Raw genomic sequence first — 22,274 nt, 5'->3', positions numbered from 1 at the left:
CGCCGGTTCGCGCGCGGCGCACCCACGATCCCTCCAGCGGGATTAGGCTTGACCACGGGTAGACGGAGACCATCTGTATGAAGAGCACGCACACGAGCATCACCTCGCTGCCGGACACACCGGAGCAGGACCGGGCGCACCGCCTGTCCCGCTACGTCTGGCAGATGGCCATCCGAGTGGTCCTCTTCATCTCCGCCGTGCTCGTGTACTCCATCTGGCACTCGTGGCTCGCGGTCATCCCGATCGTCCTCGCCGCGGTGATCCCCTGGGTCGCTGTCGTCATCGCGAACGCCGGCAGCCGGACCGAGAGCGACATGATCTCCCCCGCCGGATCGATCGAGCTCTACGACGCCGTCGACCCGCGCCTCCGCGAACAGCAGGAGGATGCCCGGGCGCAGGCCTACCGCGACGAGCAGGACCGCCTGCGCCAGCAGGCGCAGCACGCCCAGGACGAGTGGCAGCGCAACGGAGACCGATCGAAGATGTGGGGACCCCGCTGATGGGTGCGACGTTCGACCTGCAGACCGAACCCGGGTCCACCCCGGTGTGCTCGCGAGCCGGCTGCGTGTCGACTGCCGGGTGGCGCGTGAACTGGCGCAACCCCCGGATCCACGCGATCGACCGCGTGAAGATCTGGGCTGCGTGCGAGGAGCACCGCGACTTCCTCGCCGACTACCTGCGGTCCCGCTCGTTCCCGGTGCGCGTCACCGGCATGCACGAGGACGTGGACCACCTCGACGACGAGCGCGAATCGACCGCTGCGCCGAAGAACGACGTCGGGGTGCGCTCCACCGGCACCTCGCGATGACCGACGGCTTCGACCCGCAGTCCCGGTACGGCCGCAAGCACGCGGCGAAGCTGCAGCGTGTCGCCGCTGGATCCGGCTCGGCGGACCGCCCGGACGAACCCTTCGTCGGCTGGCGCTTCGTGCGGAGCCGCCGCTGGCTCGGCTACTTCGCCATCGCGGTGGCCTTCGCCATCGTGTGCGCGCTGTTCGGCATGTGGCAGTGGGACCGCCGCAACGAGGCCGTCCGACAGAACGAGCAGGTCGCCCAGAACTACGACCACACCCCCGTCCCCCTCGACCGCGCGCTGCCGAAGGCCTCGAGCTGGCAGGACGAGCAGGAGTGGCTCCGGGTCTCCGTGACCGGCAGGTACGACGTCGATTCGCAGCTGCTCGTCCGCAACCGGGTGCACAACGGGCAGCCCGGGTTCGAGGTCCTGACCCCACTGGTCACGTCCGAGGGCCGCGCCTTCATCGTCGACCGCGGCTGGGTGCCGACGGGCAATGCCCAGGATGCCCCCGACCACGTGCCCGCTCCCCCGTCCGGCGTGGTCACCGCCGTCGTCCGGCTGCAGCAGAGCGAACCGCGGATCCCCGGCCGGTCGGACCCGAAGGACACCGACCAGGTGCAGTCCGTCACGCTGGCGGACGTCGCAGGCAAGGTGGACGACCCGATCTGGACCGGAGCGTACGGGCAGCTCGCCTCCGAGTCCCCCGCCGCGACCGAGGCCCGCCCGCTCGGCTGGGAGCGTCCGAACGCCGACACCGGCCTGCACATGAGCTACTTCATCCAGTGGTTCCTGTTCGCCGCCGGGGGCTTCGGGTTCCTGGCGTACGTGATGGTGCAGGAGTACCGGAACCTCAACCAGGACGACCCGGAGGAACGCGAGCGCGCGCTCGAGCGCGAGCGTCGCAAGAACGCGAAACCGAAGACCGACGCCGAGATCGAGGACGAGCTCATCGCGTCCCGTCGCTGACGCGCGCGCCTGCTGGAGGCCTGTCGAAAACGCCGTCGTCATCGCAGGACGCCGTCGTCATCGCAGGACGCCGTCGTCGGAGCAGGACGCCGCCGAATCCCGCGGCGTCTCGCCGCTTTCGGGGCGTCTCGCCGACACGACGGCGTCTCACCTGCCCGCGAACGCCACCCCGCAGCGGACGGGAGGCCCGTGGCGGCGTCGCCACGGGCCTCCCGTCCGTCAGCAGCGCACGTCGACGGCCGCTCGCCGCTCCTGACGACCGGTCACGACCTGCCGCAGGCGCGCCTGCGGGCGGCCGCGCCTCGTCGAGCGCCAGGTCGTCTGGCGACGGTTGGTGACCATCGGGCGCAACTGAGCGGGGTGTCCTGACCGCGCGGACCCGACGGGGTCCCGCGCATCCGCCCGGCCGACCCGGCTACGCGAGCTCGATGAGCTCCGCGTAGTCCTTGTTCCAGTGGTCCTCGGTGCCGTCCGGCAGCAGCAGCACGCGCTCGGGGTTGAGCGCCTCGACCGCGCCGGCGTCGTGCGACACCAGGACGACCGCACCCTCGAAGCCGGCGAGGGCGCCCAGGATCTCCTCGCGCGAAGCCGGGTCCAGGTTGTTCGTCGGCTCGTCGAGCAGCAGCACGTTCGCGCCCGACACGACGATCATCGCGAGGGACAGACGCGTCTTCTCGCCACCGGACAGCACGCCCGCCTTCTTGTAGCCGTCGTCGCCGGTGAACAGGAAGGAGCCCAGGACGCGGCGGGCCTCGGTCTCGTTGAGGTCGGTCGACGCCGAGACCATGTTCTCGATCACCGTGCGGTTGATGTCGATGTTCTCGTGCTCCTGCGCGTAGTACCCGATGCGCAGGCCGTGGCCGGGCTGGATCTCGCCGGTGTCGGGCTGGTCCGCACCCGCCAGGATGCGCAGCAGCGTGGTCTTGCCCGCACCGTTGAAGCCGAGGATGACCACGCGCGAACCGCGGTCGATCGCCAGGTCGACACCCGCGAAGATCTCGAGCGATCCGTAGGACTTCGACAGCCCCTCGGCCATCAGCGGGGTGCGGCCGCACGGGGCCGGGGTGGGGAAGCGGATCTTCGCGACCCGGTCGGCGACGCGCTCGTCCTCGAGCCCGGCGAGCAGCTTGTCGGCGCGCGCGACCATCTGGTGCGCGGCCGCGGCCTTCGAGGCCTTCGCGCCGAAGCGCGCGGCCTGGTCCTTGAGCGTGGCGGCCTTCTTCTCGGCGCCGGCCCGCTCCTTGCGACGTCGCTCCTCGTCGGCGACGCGCTGTCGCTGGTAGAGCTTCCAACCCATGTTGTAGATGTCGATGGTCTGACGGTTCGCGTCCAGGTAGAAGACCCGGTTGACGACTTCGTCGACGAGCTCCACGTCGTGGGAGATCACGATGACGCCGCCCGGGTAGGTCTTCAGGTGCTCACGCAGCCACACGACCGAGTCGGCGTCGAGGTGGTTGGTCGGCTCGTCGAGGATCATCGTCTCGGCGTCCGAGAACAGGATCCGGGCCAGCTCGATGCGACGACGCTGACCACCGGACAGGGTCTTGAGCTGCTGGTCGAGGATCCGGTCCGGCAGCTTCAGGTTCGACGCGATCGACGCTGCCTCGGCCTCGGCCGCGTAGCCACCGAGCGCGTTGAACTGGTCGTCGAGGCGGCTGTAGCGCCGCATCGCCTTCTCGGCCACGGCGGGGTCGTCACTCGCCATGTCGAGCGTCGCGAGCCGGATGCCCTCCACGAGCTCGCCCAGGCCGCGGGCGTCGAGGATGCGCTTGCGCGCCGTCTCCTCCGGGTCGCCGGAGCGCGGGTCCTGCGGCAGGTAACCGATCTCACCACCGCGCTCGATCTTGCCGCCGGTGGGCGGCGTCTCGCCCGCGAGGGCCTTGGTCATCGTCGTCTTCCCCGCGCCGTTGCGGCCGACGAGTCCGATCTTGTCACCCTTCTCGACACGGAAGGACACGTCCTCCATGAGGAGACGAGCTCCGACGCGGATCTCGAGTTCGTGCACGGCAAGCACAGTGGACGTCCAATCAGTTGGTGGGTTTGCACAACGGTGTGTGCGTGAGGTGCACCGCTACGCTGACGGGACCGATGGTTCCGAACGGAACCAGCAGTCCATTCTAGGAGAATCCATGACGAACGCCACCGGGTTCGCTCCCCGCGCAGTCCTCGCCGACCGTCTGCGCACGCACGGGCTGGCCACCGACGCCGCCCTGGTCGCCGGCGGAGCCCTGTTCACCGCCGCGATGGCGCAGCTCGAGATCCCGATGTGGCCGGTCCCGATCACCGGGCAGACGCTGGCCGTCGTGCTCGTCGGCGCGACCCTCGGCGCACGCCGCGGCATGCTCTCGCTGCTCGTCTACGCCGTCGCCGGACTCGCGGGTGCCCCGTTCTTCGCCGACATGCAGGGCGGCCTGCAGGCCCTGGCCCTGCCGAGCTTCGGGTACGTCATCGGCTTCGTCCCGGCCGCCGGGCTCGTCGGCTGGTTCGCGCGCCGCAACTGGGACCGCCACGTCGGTCGCGCGGCGGTCGCGATGCTGGTCGCCAGTGCCATCCCGTTCGTGACCGGCCTGCCGTACCTGGCCGTGGCGCTCGGCCAGCTCGGCGCCCCGAACGACGTCCAGTCGGTGCTCGCCGCCGGCCTGTACCCGTTCATCGTCGGTGGCGTCGCCAAGGCCCTCATCGCCGCCGGCATCCTGCCGCTCGCGTGGAAGGCCGTCGGCCGCCGCTGACGCCTGGCACGAGAACGGCCCCGCACCGATCGGTGCGGGGCCGTTCTGCGTCCGGTGCGGGGCGGGCTGTCGGTACGGTCACGACTCCCCGCAGCCCGGACGCCGAGTGGTCGCGTTCTGTCACCTGGCGCGCCGTCAGCCGACAGAACGCGACCACCCGGCGAACGTGAGCGGGTGGTCTCGACCGCTCGGCGGCGCGCCCCGCGCGTGGCGCGCGCACAGACGGACGGGAGGCGCGGTGCCAGCTGGCACCGCGCCTCCCGTCCGTGGTGGGTCGCGACTAGATCGCGAACCCGAGGGCGCGCATCATCTCGCGTCCGTCGTCGGTGATCCGTTCCGGACCCCACGGCGGCATCCAGACCCAGTTGATCCGGAAGGCGTCCACGATGCCGTCGAGGGCGTTCGCGGTGTCACCCTCGATGACGTCGGTCAGGGGGCAACCGGCGCTGGTGAGCGTCATGCTGATGACGAGCGCGTTGGCGTCGTCGTCCCAGGCGAGGTCGTAGATCAGGCCGAGGTCGACGATGTTCACGCCGAGCTCCGGGTCCTGGACCTCCTTCAGGCCCTCGACGACCTCGTCGAACTTGTCGGGAGCGAGTGCGGCGATCATCAGGCCTGCGCCTCGGCGGCAGCGGCCTGCACGTAGCGGTCGTAGCCCTCGTTCTCGAGGCGGTCGGCGAGCTCGGGGCCGCCCTGCTCCGCGACCTTGCCGGCGACGAACACGTGCACGAAGTCCGGCTTGATGTAGCGGAGGATGCGCGTGTAGTGCGTGATGAGCAACACGCCGAGGCCGGTCGCGGCCTTGGCGCGGTTGACGCCCTCGGAGACGATCTTCAGCGCGTCGACGTCGAGGCCGGAGTCGGTCTCGTCGAGGACGGCGAACTTCGGCTTGAGGAGCTCGAGCTGCATGATCTCGTGGCGCTTCTTCTCGCCGCCGGAGAAGCCCTCGTTGACGTTGCGCTCGGCGAACGACGAGTCCATCTTCAGGTCGGCCATCGACTGGCGGAGTTCCTTGATCCAGCCACGCAGCGCCGGAGCCTCACCGTCGATCGCCGTCTTGGCGGTGCGGAGGAAGTTCGACACCGTGACGCCGGGGATCTCGACCGGGTACTGCATCGCCAGGAACATGCCGGCACGGGCGCGCTCGTCGACGCTCATCGCGAGGACGTCCTGACCGTCGAGAGTGATCGTGCCACCGACGACGTTGTACCGGGGGTGCCCGGCGATCGTGTACGCCAGGGTGGACTTGCCGGAGCCGTTCGGCCCCATGATCGCGTGGATCTCGCCCTCGTTGATGGTGAGGTCGACACCCTTCAGGATCTCCTTGGTGCCCTGATCGGTGTCGATCGAGACCTTGAGGTCACGGATTTCCAGAGTGGACATTGCGTTCCTTCGGTTGCAGCTGTGGTGCGGCGTCAGCCGCGGGAAGTGGTGGGGGTGCTCAGTCGACCGGGACGACGTCCTGCACGTCGACGTAGACGTCGCCGTCGCGGACCTCGACCCGGAAGACCGGGACGGGCTCGTAGGCCGGGAAATTCTGCGGCTTGCCGGTGGTCAGCGAGAAGCGGGACCCGTGGGCCCAGCACTCCAGCGAGTCTCCCTCGACGAAGCCCTCGGCCAGCGAGATGTCGCCGTGCGTGCAGGTGTCGCCGATGGCGTGGACCGTGCCGGACGAGTCCTTCACGATCGCGACCGCCGTGCCGCCGACGACCACGCGCATCGGGCTGTCCACCGCGATGTCGGCTTCGGCGCAGACCTTCTCGGCCATCAGGCGCTGGCCTCCGTGGCGCCGGCCTCGGCCGGTGCGGCGATGGCTTCGGCCGGTGCGGCGATGACCGAACGGCCCTCGGCCAGCTCCTGCTCGACCGCGGCGATGAGGCGCTCCTCGAGCTCGGGGGCACCGATCTTCTGGATGACCTCGACCAGGAAGCCGAGCACGACGAGGCGCCGGGCCTCTTCTTCCGGGACGCCGCGGGACTGCAGGTAGAACAGCTGCTCGTCGTCGAAGCGACCGGTCGCACTCGCGTGCCCGGCGCCCTCGATGTTGCCCGTCTCGATCTCGAGGTTCGGGATGCTGTCGGCACGGGTGCCGTCGGTCAGCACGAGGTTGCGGTTCTGCTCGTACGAGTCGGTGCCGTCGCCGGCGCGGCCGATCAGGACGTCACCGATCCAGACGGTGTGCGCGCCCTGGCCCTGCAGCGCCCCCTTGTAGTTGACCCGACCGCGCGTGTTGGGCGCGTCGTGGTTCACGTAGACCTGCTGCTCGATGTACTGGCCGGCGTCGGCGAAGTACACGCCGTACATCTCCGTGTCGGCGCCCTGCGCACCGAGGTGCGTCGACGGGTTGACCCGGATGACGTCGCCGCCGAGCGAGACCACGACGTGCTTGAGGAACGCGTCGCGGCCGACCTCGGCGAAGTGCGTCGCGACGTGCACGGCGTCGTCGTCCCAGTCCTGCAGGCTGACGACGGTCAGTCGCGCGTTCTGCTGCGCGACGATCTCGACGTTCTCGCTGAGCAGGGCGCTTCCGCGGTTGTCGAGCACGACGATGCCCTGCGCGTTCGGCTCGGCCGTGATGACCGTGTGTGCGGCGCGGGGCTGCGACCCGAAGTCGGAGCGGGTCACGGTGATGAACTCGTGCGCCTCGGTGGCCTTGATCGTGATCGCCAGCACCGCGTCACGCGCGGTCCAGGCTGCGGCCGAGGCACGGTCCTCGGGCAGGCCCGCGGAGCCGACGCGGGGGTCGTCACTGCGACCCCACTCGACGTCGGCACCCTCGGACTGCCGGGCGAGGTACGGGTAGGCGGATCCGTCGAGTCCGCCGTCCAGCAGCGGCTGGAGCTTGGCGAGCGGCGCGAACTTCCAGTTGACCTCTCGGCCGGTGACCTTCGGGAACGCCTCGACGTCGCCGGACTGGAACCGCTCGGAGCGGGTCTGGACCGGCACCTTCTTGTCGGGAGCGTCCCAGCCGCCGTCGGAGTGGGCTCCGGCGCCGTGCTGGGTGCCGCCCTGCGCTGCGGCAGCGGGCTCGATCGGCTGGTCGATGTGGGGAGGGGTGGTGCTGGACATCTAGCCGACGGATCCTTCCATGCTCATCTCGATGAGCTTGTTGAGTTCGAGTGCGTACTCCATCGGGAGCTCGCGGGCGATCGGCTCGATGAAGCCACGGACGATCATCGCCATCGCCTCGTCCTCGGCCATGCCGCGGGACATGAGGTAGAAGAGCTGTTCCTCGCTGACACGCGAGACCGTGGCCTCGTGTCCCAGCTGCACGTCGTCGACACGGATGTCGATCGCCGGGTAGGTGTCGCTCCGGCTGATCGTGTCGACCAGCAGGGCGTCGCAGCGCACGGTGTTGGCGGCGTGGTGTGCGGCCGGGTCGACCCGGACCTCACCGCGGTAGCCCGCACGACCGCCACCACGGGCGATCGACTTCGAGACGATCGACGACGTCGTGTACGGCGCCATGTGGATCATCTTCGCGCCGGCGTCCTGGTGCTGGCCGGGGCCCGCGAAGGCGACGGAGAGCGTCTCGCCCTTGGCGTGCTCGCCGGCGAGGTAGATCGACGGGTACTTCATCGTGACCTTGGACCCGATGTTGCCGTCGATCCACTCCATCGTCGCGCCCTCGTGTGCGATCGCACGCTTGGTGACGAGGTTGTAGACGTTGTTCGACCAGTTCTGGATCGTCGTGTACCGGACGCGGGCGTTCTTCTTCACGATGATCTCGACGACGGCCGAGTGCAGCGAGTCGGACTTGTAGATCGGGGCGGTGCAGCCCTCGATGTAGTGGACGTACGAGTCCTCGTCCGCGATGATCAGCGTCCGCTCGAACTGGCCCATGTTCTCGGTGTTGATCCGGAAGTAGGCCTGCAGCGGGATCTCGACGTGGACGCCCTTGGGGACGTAGACGAACGAGCCACCGGACCAGACGGCCGTGTTCAGCGCGGCGAACTTGTTGTCGCCGGCCGGGATCACGGTGCCGAAGTACTCCTCGAACAGCTCCGGGTGCTCACGGAGCGCCGTGTCGGTGTCCATGAAGATGACGCCCTGCTGCTCCAGGTCCTCGCGGATCTGGTGGTAGACGACCTCGGACTCGTACTGCGCGGCGACACCGGCGACGAGGCGCTGACGCTCGGCCTCGGGGATGCCGAGCTTCTCGTAGGTCGCACGGATATCCTCGGGGAGGTCTTCCCACGACTGCGCCTGCTTCTCGGTGGAGCGCACGAAGTACTTGATGTTGTCGAAGTCGATGCCCGTCAGGTCGGCACCCCACGTCGGCATCGGCTTGCGGCCGAAGAGCGACAGCCCCTTGAGGCGGTTCTTCAGCATCCACTCGGGCTCGTTCTTGAGGTTCGAGATGTCGGTGACGACCTCTTCCGAGATCCCACGACGGGCGGAGGACCCTGCCGAGTCGGAGTCGGACCAGCCGAACTCGTATTGGCCGAGCCCTTCGAGCTCGGGACGGTCGATGAGCACGTCGGACATGGTCTCCTCGTTTCCTTCTCGCGGGACAGCGTTACAGGTGTGAACCCGTGGCGTCTGGACGCCATTCCACCGCGGACCGCTGACATGCGGACCCGGTGCTGCTCCCTCGCAACGACAATGGTTCCACGCAGTCCGTGGAGTGATCGGCGATCTCGGCCCATTCGGAGCCGGCGCCTGCCTAGACTTGACTGCTGCTGAACCCTCGAATCCTACAGGTTCACTGCACGGAACAACAGGAAGGCACCACCCTCGTGACACGCGTCGGATCCCCCGTCGAGCAGGATCTCCGGACCGGACGGTGGTGGTCGCTCCCCCGCGTGGTCGACCGTCGCGTCGTCGCACTGGCCTGGGCGTCCTTCGTGGTCGAGGTCGTGCTGATCGGCACCGGGGGCCTGGTACGCCTCACCGCCTCGGGCCTCGGATGCCCCACCTGGCCCAAGTGCACGGCGGATTCGCTCGTCTCCACGCCGGAGATGGGCATCCACGGCATCATTGAGTTCGGCAACCGCTTGCTCACCTTCGTGCTCGTGATCGTGGCCGTCGCGATGTTCCTCGCGGTCGTCCGGATGCTCCGCACGCGCCCCGAACTCTTCTGGCTGGCGTTCGCTCAGGGCGTCGCGATCCCCGTGCAGGCCGTCATCGGCGGCATGAGCGTCTGGACGAACCTGAACCCCTTCGTGGTCGGGCTGCACTTCGTCGTCTCCGCCGCACTCACCTCGGTGACCGCTGCGCTGGTCTACCGCACGACGCACGGCCCGCGCACCGCCCAGCGGCTCGTTCCCGGCTGGTACACGGGTGTCGTCCGCGGCACCGTCGCCGCCGTCGTCGTGACCGTGCTCGTCGGCATCCTGACCACCGGCAGCGGCCCGCACGCCGGGGCCGACGCCGCGGTCGACGGTGGACGTCTGCACCGCACCGGGTTCGACCCCGCGGTGATGGAGCACGTGCACGCCTGGCCCGCGTACGCCCTCTTCGCGCTGACCCTGGTGCTCGTGATCGGAGCCGTCCGTCTGGGTCGCCCGAGCAAGTGGCCGCTGCTGCTGCTCGTCGTCGAGTTCCTGCAGATCGCGGTCGGACTCACGCAGGCGCGCACGGGTCTGCCCGTCGGGCTCGTCGGCACGCACATGGTGCTCGCCGGACTGCTCGTCGGTGCGGTGACCGCCGTGGTGCTGTCGACGCGGGCCTCGGCCGGCCGACACGCCGTCCGGGAACCCCTCGACACCTGACGCCCGGGCGCGTCGCGCGCTCGACACCCCGTTCTCCGACACCCCACGAGTCGTTCGACTCGTGGGGTGTCGCGTTTGCGGTGGGCCTGGCCGGGCGTCCGCACCACCCGCGGTCAGCAGCCGCTCGCGTCCGCCCCGCGGCCGACGCTCCCCACGCCGGACGGGAGGCCTGTGGCGGGCCCGCACCGTGCCTCCAGGCCGCCTCGTGCCCAGCACGCGACGCCGGTGTCCTGCCCAGACGCCGCCGAATGCCCGAGACGCCGGCGGATTCGGCGGCGTCTCGGCGGCGTGGCGGCGTCGTGCCGACACGACGGCGTCAACAGCACACGACGGCGCCAACAGCACACGACGGCGTCGACCGGAGACGACGGCGTTCTGCGGACCGAGCGGGCGCTGACGCCCGCTCGCCGCGTCAGAAGGTGAAGACCTGCGGCAGCAGCGGGTCGATGCCCACGGCGATGAAGAGCAGCGTCAGGTACGTGATCGAGCTGTGGAAGACCCGCATCGGCTGCACGTGCTCGACGTGCTGGATCGCCCGCGAGTACAGGCGGTGCGACTCGAGGACGAACCAGATGCCGCCGGCCAGCGCGACGACCGTGTAGAGCGGCCCCATGTGCCCGACCGGGATGAGCAGCAGCGAGCAGACGAGCGTCGCCCATGCGTAGAGCACGACCTGCAGACCGACGACGGTGCGGCCGCGGACCACCGCGAGCATCGGCACGTCCGCAGCGTCGTAGTCGTCGCGGTACTTCATCGACAGCGGCCAGTAGTGCGGCGGCGTCCAGAGGAAGATCACCATGAACAGGATCACCGGGGTCCAGGTCAGCGACCCGGTCACGCCCGCCCAGCCGATGAGCACGGGCATGCAGCCGGCCGAACCGCCCCAGACGATGTTCTGCGGGGTGCGGCGCTTCAGCCACAGCGTGTAGACGAACACGTAGATGAGGATCGCGATGACGCTGAGCGCCGCAGCGAGCCAGTTCACCAGGAACCCGAGCACCGCGGTCGACAGGATGCCGAGCACCCACGAGAACACCAGCGCCTCGCGGTCGGACAGCTCACCGGTGACGAGCGGGCGGGTGCTGGTCCGCTTCATCAGCCGGTCGATGTCGCGGTCGATGTAGCAGTTGAAGGCCGACGCCGAACCGGCCGACATCGCTCCGCCGAGCATCGTCCAGAAGACGAGCCACAGGTCGGGGACGCCACGCTCGGCGAGGAACATCGTCGGCGCCGTGGTCACGAGCAGCAGCTCCATCACGCGCGGCTTCGTCAACGAGACGTACGCACGGACCTTGCGGGACAGCGGCGATCGGGGTCGATCGGTGTCGGGCCGGGTCACGGTGGCAGTCGGCAAGAGAACCTCAGTCTGTTCGCATCAGCTCGCACACTCGGTGGACGACTGCGACGGCGTCCGGGCATGCGCTGACCCGGAATGTCCACGGGTCGCGACCAGTTTACGGGATGGAAGCGCCGCGACGGTGCCCCGCTCCGACATCCCGGCGGGATCCGGACGCCTTCGACACGCCCGGATCGACCGTCGGCGGCCACCCCGGTGTGAACATCGGGGGTCACCTGAACCCCTTCTGAGTACCGGGTCACTATGCTGGACGTGCCCTCCCGCAGTGCGCGCCCCGATGACGTCGGCCGCGATGAGCCGGTCGGCCGCCGCTAGACGGCGACACGACTCGGCCCCGGGATGGCCACATGTCCGTGCGATGGCACGAGCCCTCGCACATGTCGCATCAAGAAGGGTCAACATCCAAGTGGCTGAATTCACCTGGGACGCCATCGACCGGAAGGCTGTCGACACGGCCCGCGCACTCGCCGCCGACTCGGTCGAGGCCGCTGGCAACGGTCACCCCGGCACCGCGATGAGCCTCGCTCCGCTCGCCCACCTGCTCTTCCAGAAGGTGATGCGTCGCGACCCGAGCGACTCCACCTGGATCGGCCGCGACCGCTTCATCCTCTCCGCGGGTCACGCCTCGATCCTGCAGTACGTGCAGTTCTACCTGCACGGCTACGGTCTCGAGATCGAGGACCTGCAGCACCTGCGCAAGTGGGGCTCGAAGACCCCGGGTCACCCGGAGTACGGCCACACCGACGGTGTCGAGATCACCACGGGCCCGCTCGGCCAGGGCCTCGCGTCCTCGGTCGGCTTCGCCTACGCCCAGCGCTTCGAGCGTGGCCTGTTCGACCCGGAGACCCCGGCCGGTCAGTCGCCGTTCGACCACTACACCTACGTGATCGCCGGCGACGGTGACATGCAGGAAGGCGTGACGAACGAGTCCGGCTCGCTCGCCGGCCGCCAGCAGCTCGGCAACCTCATCGCGTTCTACGACTCGAACCAGATCTCGATCGAGGACAACACCGACATCGCGTTCTCCGAGAGCGTCGCCGACCGCTACGAGGCGCTCGGCTGGCACGTGCAGGTCGTCGACTGGAAGAAGACCGGCGAGTACTCCGAGGACGTCGAGGAGCTCCACGCCGCGATCGAGGCCGCCAAGCAGGTGACCGACAAGCCGTCGCTCATCGTCCTCAAGACGATCATCGGCTGGCCGTCCCCGACCAAGCAGAACTCCGGCAAGATCCACGGTTCGGCGCTCGGCGCCGACGAGATCAAGGGCCTCAAGGAGGTCCTCGGTTTCGACGCCACCAAGACCTTCGAGGTCGCCCCCGAGGTCCTCGAGTACACCCGCGGCGCCGTCGCCAAGGGCCAGGCCGAGCACGCCGAGTGGCAGAAGTCCTTCGACGCGTGGGCCGCGGCCAACGCCGACAAGAAGGCGCTGTTCGACCGCGTCCAGTCCAAGGAGCTCCCCGAGGGCCTCGAGGCGGCGCTGCCGGTCTTCCCGACCGACAAGGCCGTCTCGACCCGTGCCGCCTCCGGCAAGGTCATCAACGCCATCGCGCCGCTGATGCCCGAGTTCTGGGGCGGCTCGGCCGACCTCGCCGAGTCGAACCTCACCACGATCGAGGGCGCCAAGTCCTTCGGTCCGGCCGAGGCCTCGACGTCGACGTGGAGCACCGACCCGTACGGGCGCGTGCTGCACTTCGGCATCCGCGAGCACGCCATGGGCTCGATCCTCAACGGCATCGTCCTGCACGGCAACACCCGCCCCTTCGGCGGCACGTTCCTGATCTTCAGCGACTACATGCGCCCGGCGGTCCGTCTCGCCGCGCTCATGCAGGCGCCGGCGATCTACGTCTGGACCCACGACTCCATCGCCCTCGGCGAGGACGGCCCGACGCACCAGCCGATCGAGCAGGTCTCGTCGCTCCGTGCGATCCCGGGTCTCGACGTCGTCCGTCCGGCCGACGCGAACGAGGTCGCGTACGCGTGGCTCGAGATGCTCAAGCACACCGACCGCCCGGCCGGCATCGCGCTGAGCCGTCAGAACCTCCCCGTGTTCGAGCGTGGCGAGGGTGACGCTTCCGGTGAGGTCTTCGCCTCGGCGAAGAACGTCGCCAAGGGTGCGTACATCCTGGCCGAGGCGCCCAACGGCACCCCGGACGTCATCCTCATCGCGACCGGTTCCGAGGTCCAGATCGCGGTCGAGGCTCGCGAGCAGCTCAAGGCCGAGGGCATCAACGCCCGTGTCGTGAGCGCCCCGTCGATCGAGTGGTTCCGCGCCCAGTCCGAGAACTACCAGGACCAGGTGCTCCCGAAGGACGTCACCGCTCGCGTGTCGGTCGAGGCCGGCATCGCCATGAGCTGGCGCGACATCGTCGGCGACAAGGGCCGCAGCGTCTCGATCGAGCACTTCGGTGCCTCGGCCGACTACCAGACGCTCTTCAAGGAGTTCGGCTTCACGACGGAGCACGTCGTGGCCGCCGCGAAGGAATCGATCGCAGCTTCCTGACCTGCAAGGGCCGGGTCCGGTTTGCCGGATCCGGCCCTTCTTCCGGGAGGCCCGGCTCGGTTCCGCCACGGGCCTCCCGTCCCCGAAACCACGACTCACGGTCCTCACGGACCCGTCGATGAAAGAAGAAGAGAAACACATGGCTGAGAACACCCCCACCGCCGCCCTCTCCGCGGTCGGCGTGAGCATCTGGCTCGACGACCTCTCCCGCGAGCTCCTCGAGACCGGCAAGCTCACCGAGCTCATCGAGCAGAAGAACGTCGTCGGCGTGACGACGAACCCGACGATCTTCGCGTCGGCCCTCGCCAAGGGCGAGCGCTACGACTCGCAGGTCAAGGAGCTCGCGGCTGCGGGCACCGACGTGACCAACGCGATCTTCGAGATCACCACGCAGGACGTCGCGAACGCCTCGGACGTCTTCAAGCCGATCTACGACGAGACCAAGGGCTTCGACGGCCGCGTCTCGATCGAGGTCGAGCCGGGCCTCGCGCACGACACCGCCAAGACCATCGAGCAGGCCAAGTTCCTGTTCGAGAAGGTCGGCAAGGAGAACGTCCTCATCAAGATCCCGGCGACGCTCGAGGGTCTCGAGGCGATCACCGAGGTCATCGGCGCCGGCATCTCCGTCAACGTCACCCTGATCTTCTCGCTCGAGCGCTACCGGGCCGTCATCGACGCCTACCTCGGCGGTCTCGAGAAGGCCAAGGCCGCCGGCCACGACCTCTCCAAGATCCACTCGGTTGCGTCCTTCTTCGTGTCGCGCGTCGACTCCGAGATCGACAAGCGCCTGGACGCCGTCGGCACCGACGAGGCCAAGGCCCTCAAGTCGAAGGCCGGCATCGCCAACGCACAGCTCGCCTACCAGGTCTGGACCGAGGCGTTCGCCTCCGAGCGTGCCCTCGGCCTGCTCGAGTCCGGTGCCAACACGCAACGTCCGCTCTGGGCCTCGACCGGCGTGAAGGACCCGTCGCTCCCCGACACGCTCTACGTGACCGAGCTCGCCGCGCCGAACACCGTCAACACGATGCCGGGCAAGACGCTCGACGCGACGTTCGACCACGGTGAGATCCACGGCGACGCCATCGCCGGCACGTTCGACCAGGCGCAGCAGGTCCTCGACCAGCTCGCCGCGCAGGGCGTCGACTACGACGAGGTCGTCGCACTGCTCGAGAAGGAGGGCGTGGACAAGTTCAACGTCTCCTGGGGCGAGCTCGTCGACACCGTCAAGAACGCGCTCGAGGGCGCCAAGTAGTGACGGTTTCCATCGCAGCCAGCGGCGACGCCGCGCGGGCCATCGAACAGGTGGTCCCGCGGCTCGTCGCTGACCTGGTGGCCTCGGGCATCACCGCCCAGGACGCCGATCTGTGGGGAACCGCCGCCGAGGCCGAGGCGTCGAAGCGCCTCGGCTGGGTGGAGGCCGTCTCGGTCTCCCGCCCGCTCGTCGCCGAGGTGACCGCGCTGCGCGAGTCGCTCCGTGCCGAAGGGGTCGACCACGTCGTCCTCGCCGGCATGGGCGGCTCGTCCCTCGCACCCGAGGTCATCACGCGCACCGCAGGCGTGCCCCTCACGGTCCTCGACTCGACCGACCCCGCACAGGTCCGCGCGGCCGTGACGACCGACCTCGAGCGCACCGTGCTCGTGGTCTCGTCGAAGTCCGGCTCGACGCTCGAGACCGACTCGCAGCGTCGTGTGTACGAGCAGGCATTCCGCGACGCCGGCATCGACCCGGCCCGCCGCATCGTCGTCGTCACCGACCCGGGCTCCGCGCTCGAGGCCGCTGCGATCGACGCCGGCTACCGCGTCTTCACCGCCGACCCGACGGTCGGCGGCCGCTACTCCGCGCTCACCGCCTTCGGCCTCGTGCCCTCCGGGCTCGCGGGAGCGGACATCGCCGAGCTCCTCGACGAGGCCGACGCCATCTCCGCGCTGCTCTCGGTGGACCTGGACGAGAACCCCGGGCTCGTGCTCGGTGCGGTCCTCGCCGGCACCGAGCCGCTGCGCGACAAGATCGCCATCGTGCCCGACGGCACGCACATCGTCGGTTTCGGCGACTGGGTCGAACAGCTGATCGCGGAGTCGACCGGCAAGGACGGACGCGGCCTCCTGCCCGTCGTGCTGCACGCTGACTCCCCCGAGGTCACCGCCGGCCTGCCGGACGTCCAGGTCATCCGCCTGGTCGGTTCGCGCGAGGACGAGCGCCACGTGGCCGAGGGCGAGGTCGAGATCACCGGCACGCTCGGCGGTCAGATCCTCGTCTGGGAGTACGCCGTCGCGGTCGCCGGTCGCCTGCTCGGCATCAACCCGTTCGACCAGCCCGCCGTCGAGGCCGCCAAGGTCGCGACCCGGGCACTGCTCGACGACCGCCCCGCTCCGGCGGAACCGGCGTTCTCCGAGGACGGCGTCGCCGTCCTCGCGACGCCCGGACTCGCGGTCGGTACGACGCTCGCACAAGCCGTGTCGGGCCTCCTGTCCGCACTCGACCCGACCGGCTACGTGTCGGTGCAGGCGTACGTCGACCGCACCGCGAACGGCGACCTCGAGTCGCTGCGCGACGCGATCGCGGCGCGCACGGAGCGACCCGTCACGTTCGGGTACGGCCCGCGGTTCCTGCACTCGACCGGCCAGTACCACAAGGGCGGCCCCGCTACGGGAGTGTTCCTGCAGATCGTGGCCGACGAGACGGACGACCTGGCGATCCCGGGTCGGCCCTTCACGTTCGGGCAGCTGCTCCGGGCCCAGGCAGCCGGCGACGCGAGCGTCCTCGCCGAGCACGGCCGGCCGGTCCTCACCCTCACGACGTCGGACGTCCACGCCGCCACCGCGGCGATCGCGTCCGCCGTCTCCCACTGACTCGTAAGGAGTTCACCGACTCATGTCACCGGTGGCAATCACCCCGGAGCACAACCCGCTCCGGCTGCCGACGGATCGTCGACTGAACCGGATCGCGGGACCGAGCACGCTCATCATCTTCGGCGTGACGGGCGACCTGTCACGCAAGAAACTGATGCCCGCGGTCTACGACCTGGCCAACCGGGGGCTCCTGCCCCCGGGGTTCGCGCTCGTCGGGTTCGCTCGTCGCGACTGGGAGGACCAAGACTTCTCCCAGCTCGTCCACGATGCCGTCAAGGAGCACTCCCGCACCCCGTTCGACGAGGACGTCTGGCGTCAGCTCGAACAGGGCATCCGCTTCGTGCAGGGCTCGTTCGACGACCCCGAGGCGTTCCGCGAGCTCAAGCGCACCGTCGACGACCTCGACGCCGAGCGCGGGACGCTGGGCAACCACGCGTTCTACCTGTCGATCCCGCCGAAGATGTTCCCGGTCGTCACCGAGCAGCTGAAGCTGTCCGGGCTGACCGAGAAGCGCGAGGGCTCCTGGAGCCGCGTGGTCGTCGAGAAGCCGTTCGGCTCCGACCTCCGCACCGCGCGCGAGCTCAACGCGATCGTCGAGAGCGTCTTCGCGCCCGACGACGTGTTCCGCATCGACCACTACCTCGGCAAGGAAACCGTCCAGAACCTCCTGACGCTCCGGTTCGCGAACCAGATGTACGAACCCATCTGGAACTCGAACTACGTCGACCACGTGCAGATCACGATGGCCGAGGACATCGGCGTCGCCGGGCGTGCCGCGTACTACGACGGCATCGGCGCAGCGCGCGACGTCATCCAGAACCACCTGCTGCAGCTCCTCGCACTCACCGCGATGGAGGAGCCCGTCTCGTTCAAGGCCGCCGACCTGCGTGCCGAGAAGGAGAAGGTGCTCTCCGCCGTCCGTCTGCCCGAGGACCTGTCGACCGCCACCGCCCGCGGGCAGTACGACGGCGGCTGGCAGGGCGGCGAGAAGGTGCTCGGCTTCCTCGAAGAGGCCGGGATGAACCCCGAGTCCGGCACCGAGACGTACGCGGCGATCAAGCTCGACATCGCGACGCGCCGCTGGCAGGGCGTCCCGTTCTACCTGCGCGCCGGCAAGCGCCTGGGCCGTCGTGTGACCGAGATCGCGATCGTGTTCAAGCGTGTCCCCGAGGACGTCTACGGCAACACACAGTCCCCGCTCGGTCAGAACGCGCTCGTGATCCGTGTCCAGCCGGACGAGGGCGTCACGCTCCGCTTCGGCTCGAAGGTCCCCGGCGTCGGCACCCAGGTGCGCGACGTGACGATGGACTTCGGCTACGGCCACGCGTTCACCGAAGCATCCCCCGAGGCGTACGAGCGACTCATCCTCGACGTGCTCCTCGGTGACCCGCCGCTGTTCCCGCGGCACCAGGAGGTCGAGCTGTCCTGGAAGATCCTCGACCCCATCGAGGAGTTCTGGGCCACGCAGGGCCAGCCCGAGCAGTACCGTCCCGGCACGTGGGGCCCGGCATCCGCCGACGCCCTGCTCGCCCGCGATGGTCGGACCTGGAGGCGTCCGTGAAGATCGACATGCCCGACACCACGGTGTCGAAGATCCAGAAGAAGCTCGTCCGCATCCGCGAAGAGGGCGGCGCCGTCGCCCTCGGTCGCGTGCTGACCCTCATCGTCTCGACGGCCCTCGGCCACGAGGAAGAGGCGATCGAGGCGGCGAACGAGGCGTCCCGCGAGCACCCGATGCGCGTGATCATCGTCTCGAAGAACAGCGGTGACACGAAGTCCCCCGGTCGCCTCGACGCGCAGATCCGTGTGGGCAGCGACGCGGGTGCGAGCGAGGTCATCGTCCTGCGCGCGTACGGCGAGACCGCGACCGACGAGGAGAGCCTGGTCACCGGCCTCCTGCTGCCGGACGCACCCGTCGTGGCCTGGTGGCCGCAGACCGCTCCCGAGCAGCCCGCGGCGTCGGCCCTCGGCCGCATCGCGCAGCGACGGATCACCGACGCGGCCGCGCAAAAGGACCCGAACGGCGCGATCGAGGCCCTCGGGGCGTCCTACGTGCCGGGTGACACCGACTTCGCCTGGACTCGTCTGACCCTGTGGCGCAACCAGCTCGCCGCGGCGCTCGACCAGCCGCCGTACGAGCCGATCACCGCGGTGGAGGTCTCCGGAGCGTCCGACAGCCCGTCGACGATCCTGCTCGCCGCCTGGCTGCAGCTGCAGCTCCGGGTGCCGGTGTCCGTCGTCACGTCACCACGCGCGACGGGGTCGAGCGGCATCCACGGTGTGAAGCTCGTGCGTGAGTCCGGCACCATCGAGCTCGAGCGGTCCCTGGTGGACGTCGCCACGCTCTCGATGCCCGGGCAGCCGACGCACGACCTGTCGCTGCCACGCCGCAACCTGCGCGACTGCCTCGCCGAGGAACTCCGTAGACTCGACCCGGACGTCCTCTTCGGAGACGTCGTCAAGCACGGGGTGCCCCAGCTGCGCGAGACCATCGCCCGCTGATCCACACCCCACACGGTCGGGCCGCCTGTCTGGTGCAGGCGGCCCGACCGGACCGAAGGCGGTCGGACGACCGGTCGGCCGCCACGAACACGGGAGTCACGTGACCAACGAACGGCGGGTGCTCGTGCACCCGGACAAGCAGGCCCTCGGCGCTTCGGTCGCCGCACGCTTCATCACCAAGATCATCGACGTGCTCGACGAGCAGGAGCGTGCCGACATCGCGATCAGCGGTGGCTCGGTGTCCTCCCTGGTCCTCGCCGCGATCGGCCAGTCGCCGGCGCGCGAGAGCGTCGACTGGTCAAAGGTGCACGTCTGGTGGGTCGACGAGCGCTGGGTCCCGGCGGAGGACGCCGACCGCAACACGACCGGCACGCAGACCGACTTCTTCGACCACGTCGACATCCCCGCGTCGAACATCCACCCGATGCCGGCGTCGGACGGCGGGCTCGACATCGAGGCCGCCGCGACCCGGTACGAGCGCGAGCTGCAGGACGCCGCACCCGAGGGTGCCGTCGCTCCGCGCTTCGACATCACCCTGCTCGGCGTCGGTCCCGACGGACACACCGCCTCGCTCTTCCCGGAGTTCCCGCAGCTCACCGTCACTGACCGCGCTGTCGTGTCGGTTGACGACTCCCCCAAGCCGCCGCCGCAGCGTCTGACCGTCACCTTCCCGGTGATCAACGCATCGCAGCGCGTCTGGGTGATCCTCTCCGGTGCCGAGAAGGCCTCGGTCCTCGGGCTGGCCCTGGCCGGTGCGTCGATCGAGGACGTCCCCGTCGGTGGCGTGCAGGGTCGCAAGCGCACCGTCTTCTTCGTGGACCAGGACGCCGCACGCGACGTCCCCGAGAACCTGATCGCGTCGACGTACTAGACGCGCGTTCCTGACGGACAGGAGGCCCGGAGCCAGCTGGCACCGGGCCTCCTGTCCGTCCGTGGTCGCGCCCATCGCCGGGCACCGAACGGTCGCGACGCCCCGCCAGCGCGGCGCCGAGCGGTCAGGAACTGTCGCCTGCGGGCGCCGCAGGCGACAAAGCGGGCCACCTGGACGAACCGCACGCGGCGTGTCGTGACCGCTCGACGAACCGGTGCTCCGCGATCCGGCACCCGCGTCGCACGCCTGCGCCGAACGGTCGCGACGCCCCGCCGGCGCGGCGCCGAGAGGTCAGGAACTGTCGGCTGCGGGTGCCGCAGGCGACAGATCGCCCGCCTGGACGAACCGCACGCGGCGTGTCGTGACCGCTCGGCGGATGAGGCACCCGCGCGCCGAGCACTGCCGGCACTCCCCCGGATACACGAAGGCCCCCGCACCATCGGTGCGGGGGCCTTCGTCAGCGTGTGTGCGCTAGCTCTTCTTCGCCGCGGTGCCGCGACGCTCTCGGAGCTGCTGGAGCGCGTCCTCGAGGAGCTGCGCTGCCTCTTCCTCGGTGCGGCGTTCCTTCACGTACGCGAGGTGGGTCTTGTAGGGCTCCGTCTTGGAGACCACGGGAGGGTTCTCCTTGTCGCGCCCGGCCGGCAGACCACTCGACGGCGAGTCCACCGTCTCGGGGATCTCTTCGTCGGGCAGGTTCGCGGCGAAGTACCGCACGACCTCGTTGCCGAGGGCGTCCCAGTACGAGATCGCCACGCGCTCTGCCTGGACCCCGCGGTCCTGTTCGCCCATCGGGCCCGCACCGACGCGAGACCCTCGGATTGCACTGCCTCCGCTTGCCATGGATCAGACCCCCGCCGTGAACTTGTTGATGAGACCGAGCACGATGATGGACACGATCCAGACCAGACCGAGGATCACCGTGATGCGGTTGAGGTTGCGCTCGGCCACGCCGGACGCACCGAGGTTGCTCGTGACCCCACCGCCGAACATGTCGGAGAGGCCACCACCGCGGCCCTTGTGCAGCAGGATGAGGAGCGTGAGCAGGAGGCTCGTGATTGCGAGCAGGACCTGCAGCACGACGGAGAGTATCGCCACGACGTACCTTTCGTGTCAGTCAGCCGTACCAGTGTACCGGCCGCGCGGAGCACGGCCGGTACCTGGACGGGAGTGGTGCGGACGACAGCCCGCGACGTCCGCGCCTGTGGACTACAGCCCGACGTGCTGACGGAACCGCGCGATGGCCGCGAACTCCTGCACGTCGAGCGAAGCGCCACCGACGAGCGCGCCGTCGATGTCGGGCTCGCGGAGGAACCCCGCGATGTTGCCCGACTTGACCGAGCCGCCGTAGAGCACCCGAGTGTCGGCAGCAGCCTGGTCACCCCAGGCTGCGGCGATGCCACGGCGGATGGCCGCGCACTCGTCCTGCGCCTGCTCGGCCGTGGCCGCCTGGCCGGAGCCGATGGCCCAGACGGGCTCGTACGCCACGACGATGTCGGCGGGCTCGACCGCGTCGAGCACGACGCGGAGCTGCTCGACCGGCACCACGCCGGCGCCGCGCTCCTCGCGCTGCTCACCGGTCTCGCCGATGCAGACCACGGGCACCAGGCCGTGCTTGACGGCCGCTGCGGTCTTCGCCGCGACGACCTCGTCGGTCTCACCGTGCAGCGTGCGCCGCTCGGAGTGGCCGACGATGACGTACTGGGCGTCGAGCGCAGCCAGGAACGCGCCGGAGACGTCACCGGTGTAGGCACCGGAGTCGAACTGCGACAGGTCCTGCGCACCGAAGTGGATGGGCAGCTTGTCGGCCGAGATGAGCGTCTGCACGCTCCGCAGGTCGGTGAACGGCGGGAACACCGCGACCTCGACGTCGTCGAAGTCGTGCCGAGCATCCTTGAGCGTCCACGCGAGCTTCTGCACGGTGGCGATGGCCTGGAGGTGGTCCAGGTTCATCTTCCAGTTCCCCGCGATCAGTGGAATGCGGTTCATGCTG

21 protein-coding genes are annotated in these 22,274 nt (G+C 69.5%); 11 read left to right on the top strand and 10 right to left on the bottom strand.

Going from position 1 to position 22,274, the window contains the following annotated elements; genetic code table 11:
• The first annotated feature begins 77 nt into the window (after window positions 1-77).
• The 3 genes from DEJ17_RS00720 to DEJ17_RS00710 are packed head-to-tail and all read left to right on the top strand — an operon-like array spanning window position 78 to window position 1,761.
• Complete coding sequence (locus DEJ17_RS00720; RefSeq protein WP_051596733.1) at window positions 78-500, top strand: DUF3099 domain-containing protein; 423 nt, start codon at window positions 78-80, stop codon at window positions 498-500.
• The gene (locus DEJ17_RS00715; protein ID WP_371830589.1) at window positions 500-808 is read left to right on the top strand and encodes a hypothetical protein; all 309 of its coding nucleotides are present in this window, start codon (window positions 500-502) and stop codon (window positions 806-808) included. The genes DEJ17_RS00720 and DEJ17_RS00715 overlap by 1 nt, the downstream gene beginning before the upstream one ends.
• A complete protein-coding gene (locus DEJ17_RS00710; RefSeq protein WP_110891612.1) occupies window positions 805-1,761 on the top strand; it encodes an SURF1 family protein in 957 nt (318 codons plus the stop codon). The genes DEJ17_RS00715 and DEJ17_RS00710 overlap by 4 nt, the downstream gene beginning before the upstream one ends.
• A gap of 415 nt (window positions 1,762-2,176) precedes the next feature.
• Here DEJ17_RS00710 and DEJ17_RS00705 read toward each other — a convergent pair whose 3' ends face one another.
• Complete coding sequence (locus tag DEJ17_RS00705; protein ID WP_110891611.1) at window positions 2,177-3,775, bottom strand: ABC-F family ATP-binding cassette domain-containing protein; 1,599 nt, start codon at window positions 3,773-3,775, stop codon at window positions 2,177-2,179.
• Between the two features lie 115 nt (window positions 3,776-3,890).
• On the opposite strand from DEJ17_RS00705, the gene DEJ17_RS00700 reads away from it, so the two are divergent.
• Complete coding sequence (locus tag DEJ17_RS00700) at window positions 3,891-4,490, top strand: biotin transporter BioY (RefSeq protein WP_110891610.1); 600 nt, start codon at window positions 3,891-3,893, stop codon at window positions 4,488-4,490.
• A 280-nt stretch (window positions 4,491-4,770) separates the two neighbouring features.
• On the opposite strand, the gene DEJ17_RS00695 is transcribed toward DEJ17_RS00700, so the two are convergent.
• Genes DEJ17_RS00695 through sufB form a run of 5 tightly spaced genes read right to left on the bottom strand, consistent with a single transcriptional unit; the run spans window position 4,771 to window position 8,978 of the window.
• Entirely contained in the window at window positions 4,771-5,100 is a 330-nt protein-coding gene (locus DEJ17_RS00695) for a metal-sulfur cluster assembly factor (RefSeq protein ID WP_017887270.1), read from the bottom strand.
• A complete protein-coding gene (gene sufC, locus DEJ17_RS00690) occupies window positions 5,100-5,873 on the bottom strand; it encodes a Fe-S cluster assembly ATPase SufC (protein WP_110862760.1) in 774 nt (257 codons plus the stop codon). The genes DEJ17_RS00695 and sufC overlap by 1 nt, the downstream gene beginning before the upstream one ends.
• Before the next feature lie 58 nt (window positions 5,874-5,931).
• Complete coding sequence (locus DEJ17_RS00685) at window positions 5,932-6,258, bottom strand: non-heme iron oxygenase ferredoxin subunit (protein ID WP_017887268.1); 327 nt, start codon at window positions 6,256-6,258, stop codon at window positions 5,932-5,934.
• On the bottom strand, window positions 6,258-7,559 hold the full coding sequence (gene sufD, locus DEJ17_RS00680; protein WP_258366578.1) for a Fe-S cluster assembly protein SufD: 1,302 nt from the start codon (window positions 7,557-7,559) through the stop codon (window positions 6,258-6,260). Before sufD ends, DEJ17_RS00685 begins: the two co-directional genes overlap by 1 nt.
• Window positions 7,560-8,978: a Fe-S cluster assembly protein SufB gene (gene sufB / locus DEJ17_RS00675; RefSeq protein ID WP_027465678.1), complete on the bottom strand. Its 1,419-nt coding sequence runs from the start codon at window positions 8,976-8,978 to the stop codon at window positions 7,560-7,562. It lies immediately after the preceding gene.
• A 251-nt stretch (window positions 8,979-9,229) separates the two neighbouring features.
• Here sufB and DEJ17_RS00670 point away from each other — a divergent pair, with 251 nt between their 5' ends.
• Window positions 9,230-10,204 carry a heme A synthase gene (locus DEJ17_RS00670; protein ID WP_110891609.1) on the top strand — a complete coding sequence of 325 codons (975 nt, stop codon included), beginning with the start codon at window positions 9,230-9,232 and terminating at the stop codon, window positions 10,202-10,204.
• Between the two features lie 412 nt (window positions 10,205-10,616).
• Here the strand turns inward: DEJ17_RS00670 and DEJ17_RS00665 are convergent, their stop codons facing one another.
• A complete protein-coding gene (locus DEJ17_RS00665) occupies window positions 10,617-11,543 on the bottom strand; it encodes a heme o synthase (RefSeq protein WP_027465679.1) in 927 nt (308 codons plus the stop codon).
• Window positions 11,544-11,967: 424 nt separating this feature from the next.
• Between DEJ17_RS00665 and tkt the strand changes: the two genes are divergently transcribed.
• The 6 genes from tkt to pgl all read left to right on the top strand — a co-directional run bounded on the left by tkt (window position 11,968) and on the right by pgl (window position 20,284).
• Complete coding sequence (gene tkt / locus DEJ17_RS00660; RefSeq protein WP_110891608.1) at window positions 11,968-14,061, top strand: transketolase; 2,094 nt, start codon at window positions 11,968-11,970, stop codon at window positions 14,059-14,061.
• 139 nt (window positions 14,062-14,200) lie between these two features.
• Window positions 14,201-15,313 carry a transaldolase gene (tal, locus tag DEJ17_RS00655; RefSeq protein WP_110891607.1) on the top strand — a complete coding sequence of 371 codons (1,113 nt, stop codon included), beginning with the start codon at window positions 14,201-14,203 and terminating at the stop codon, window positions 15,311-15,313.
• Window positions 15,313-16,911, top strand: coding sequence for a glucose-6-phosphate isomerase (locus DEJ17_RS00650; RefSeq protein ID WP_110891606.1), 1,599 nt, complete (start codon window positions 15,313-15,315; stop codon window positions 16,909-16,911). Before tal ends, DEJ17_RS00650 begins: the two co-directional genes overlap by 1 nt.
• A gap of 22 nt (window positions 16,912-16,933) precedes the next feature.
• A complete protein-coding gene (gene zwf, locus DEJ17_RS00645; RefSeq protein WP_027465683.1) occupies window positions 16,934-18,472 on the top strand; it encodes a glucose-6-phosphate dehydrogenase in 1,539 nt (512 codons plus the stop codon).
• Window positions 18,469-19,413 carry a glucose-6-phosphate dehydrogenase assembly protein OpcA gene (locus DEJ17_RS00640; protein ID WP_110862755.1) on the top strand — a complete coding sequence of 315 codons (945 nt, stop codon included), beginning with the start codon at window positions 18,469-18,471 and terminating at the stop codon, window positions 19,411-19,413. Before zwf ends, DEJ17_RS00640 begins: the two co-directional genes overlap by 4 nt.
• A gap of 100 nt (window positions 19,414-19,513) precedes the next feature.
• On the top strand, window positions 19,514-20,284 hold the full coding sequence (pgl, locus tag DEJ17_RS00635) for a 6-phosphogluconolactonase (RefSeq protein WP_110891605.1): 771 nt from the start codon (window positions 19,514-19,516) through the stop codon (window positions 20,282-20,284).
• A 471-nt stretch (window positions 20,285-20,755) separates the two neighbouring features.
• Here pgl and DEJ17_RS00630 read toward each other — a convergent pair whose 3' ends face one another.
• From DEJ17_RS00630 to tpiA, 3 genes are all read right to left on the bottom strand, one after another.
• Window positions 20,756-21,124, bottom strand: coding sequence for an RNA polymerase-binding protein RbpA (locus tag DEJ17_RS00630; RefSeq protein WP_110862753.1), 369 nt, complete (start codon window positions 21,122-21,124; stop codon window positions 20,756-20,758).
• A gap of 3 nt (window positions 21,125-21,127) precedes the next feature.
• On the bottom strand, window positions 21,128-21,379 hold the full coding sequence (gene secG / locus DEJ17_RS00625) for a preprotein translocase subunit SecG (RefSeq protein WP_017887256.1): 252 nt from the start codon (window positions 21,377-21,379) through the stop codon (window positions 21,128-21,130).
• 111 nt (window positions 21,380-21,490) lie between these two features.
• Entirely contained in the window at window positions 21,491-22,270 is a 780-nt protein-coding gene (gene tpiA / locus DEJ17_RS00620) for a triose-phosphate isomerase (protein WP_110891604.1), read from the bottom strand.
• Between the last annotated feature and the right edge of the window lie 4 nt (window positions 22,271-22,274).

Origin of the sequence: Curtobacterium sp. MCSS17_011 (assembly GCF_003224275.1) — a bacterium.
GTDB lineage: Bacteria > Actinomycetota > Actinomycetes > Actinomycetales > Microbacteriaceae > Curtobacterium.
This window is presented reverse-complemented; position numbering and strand designations above follow the sequence as displayed.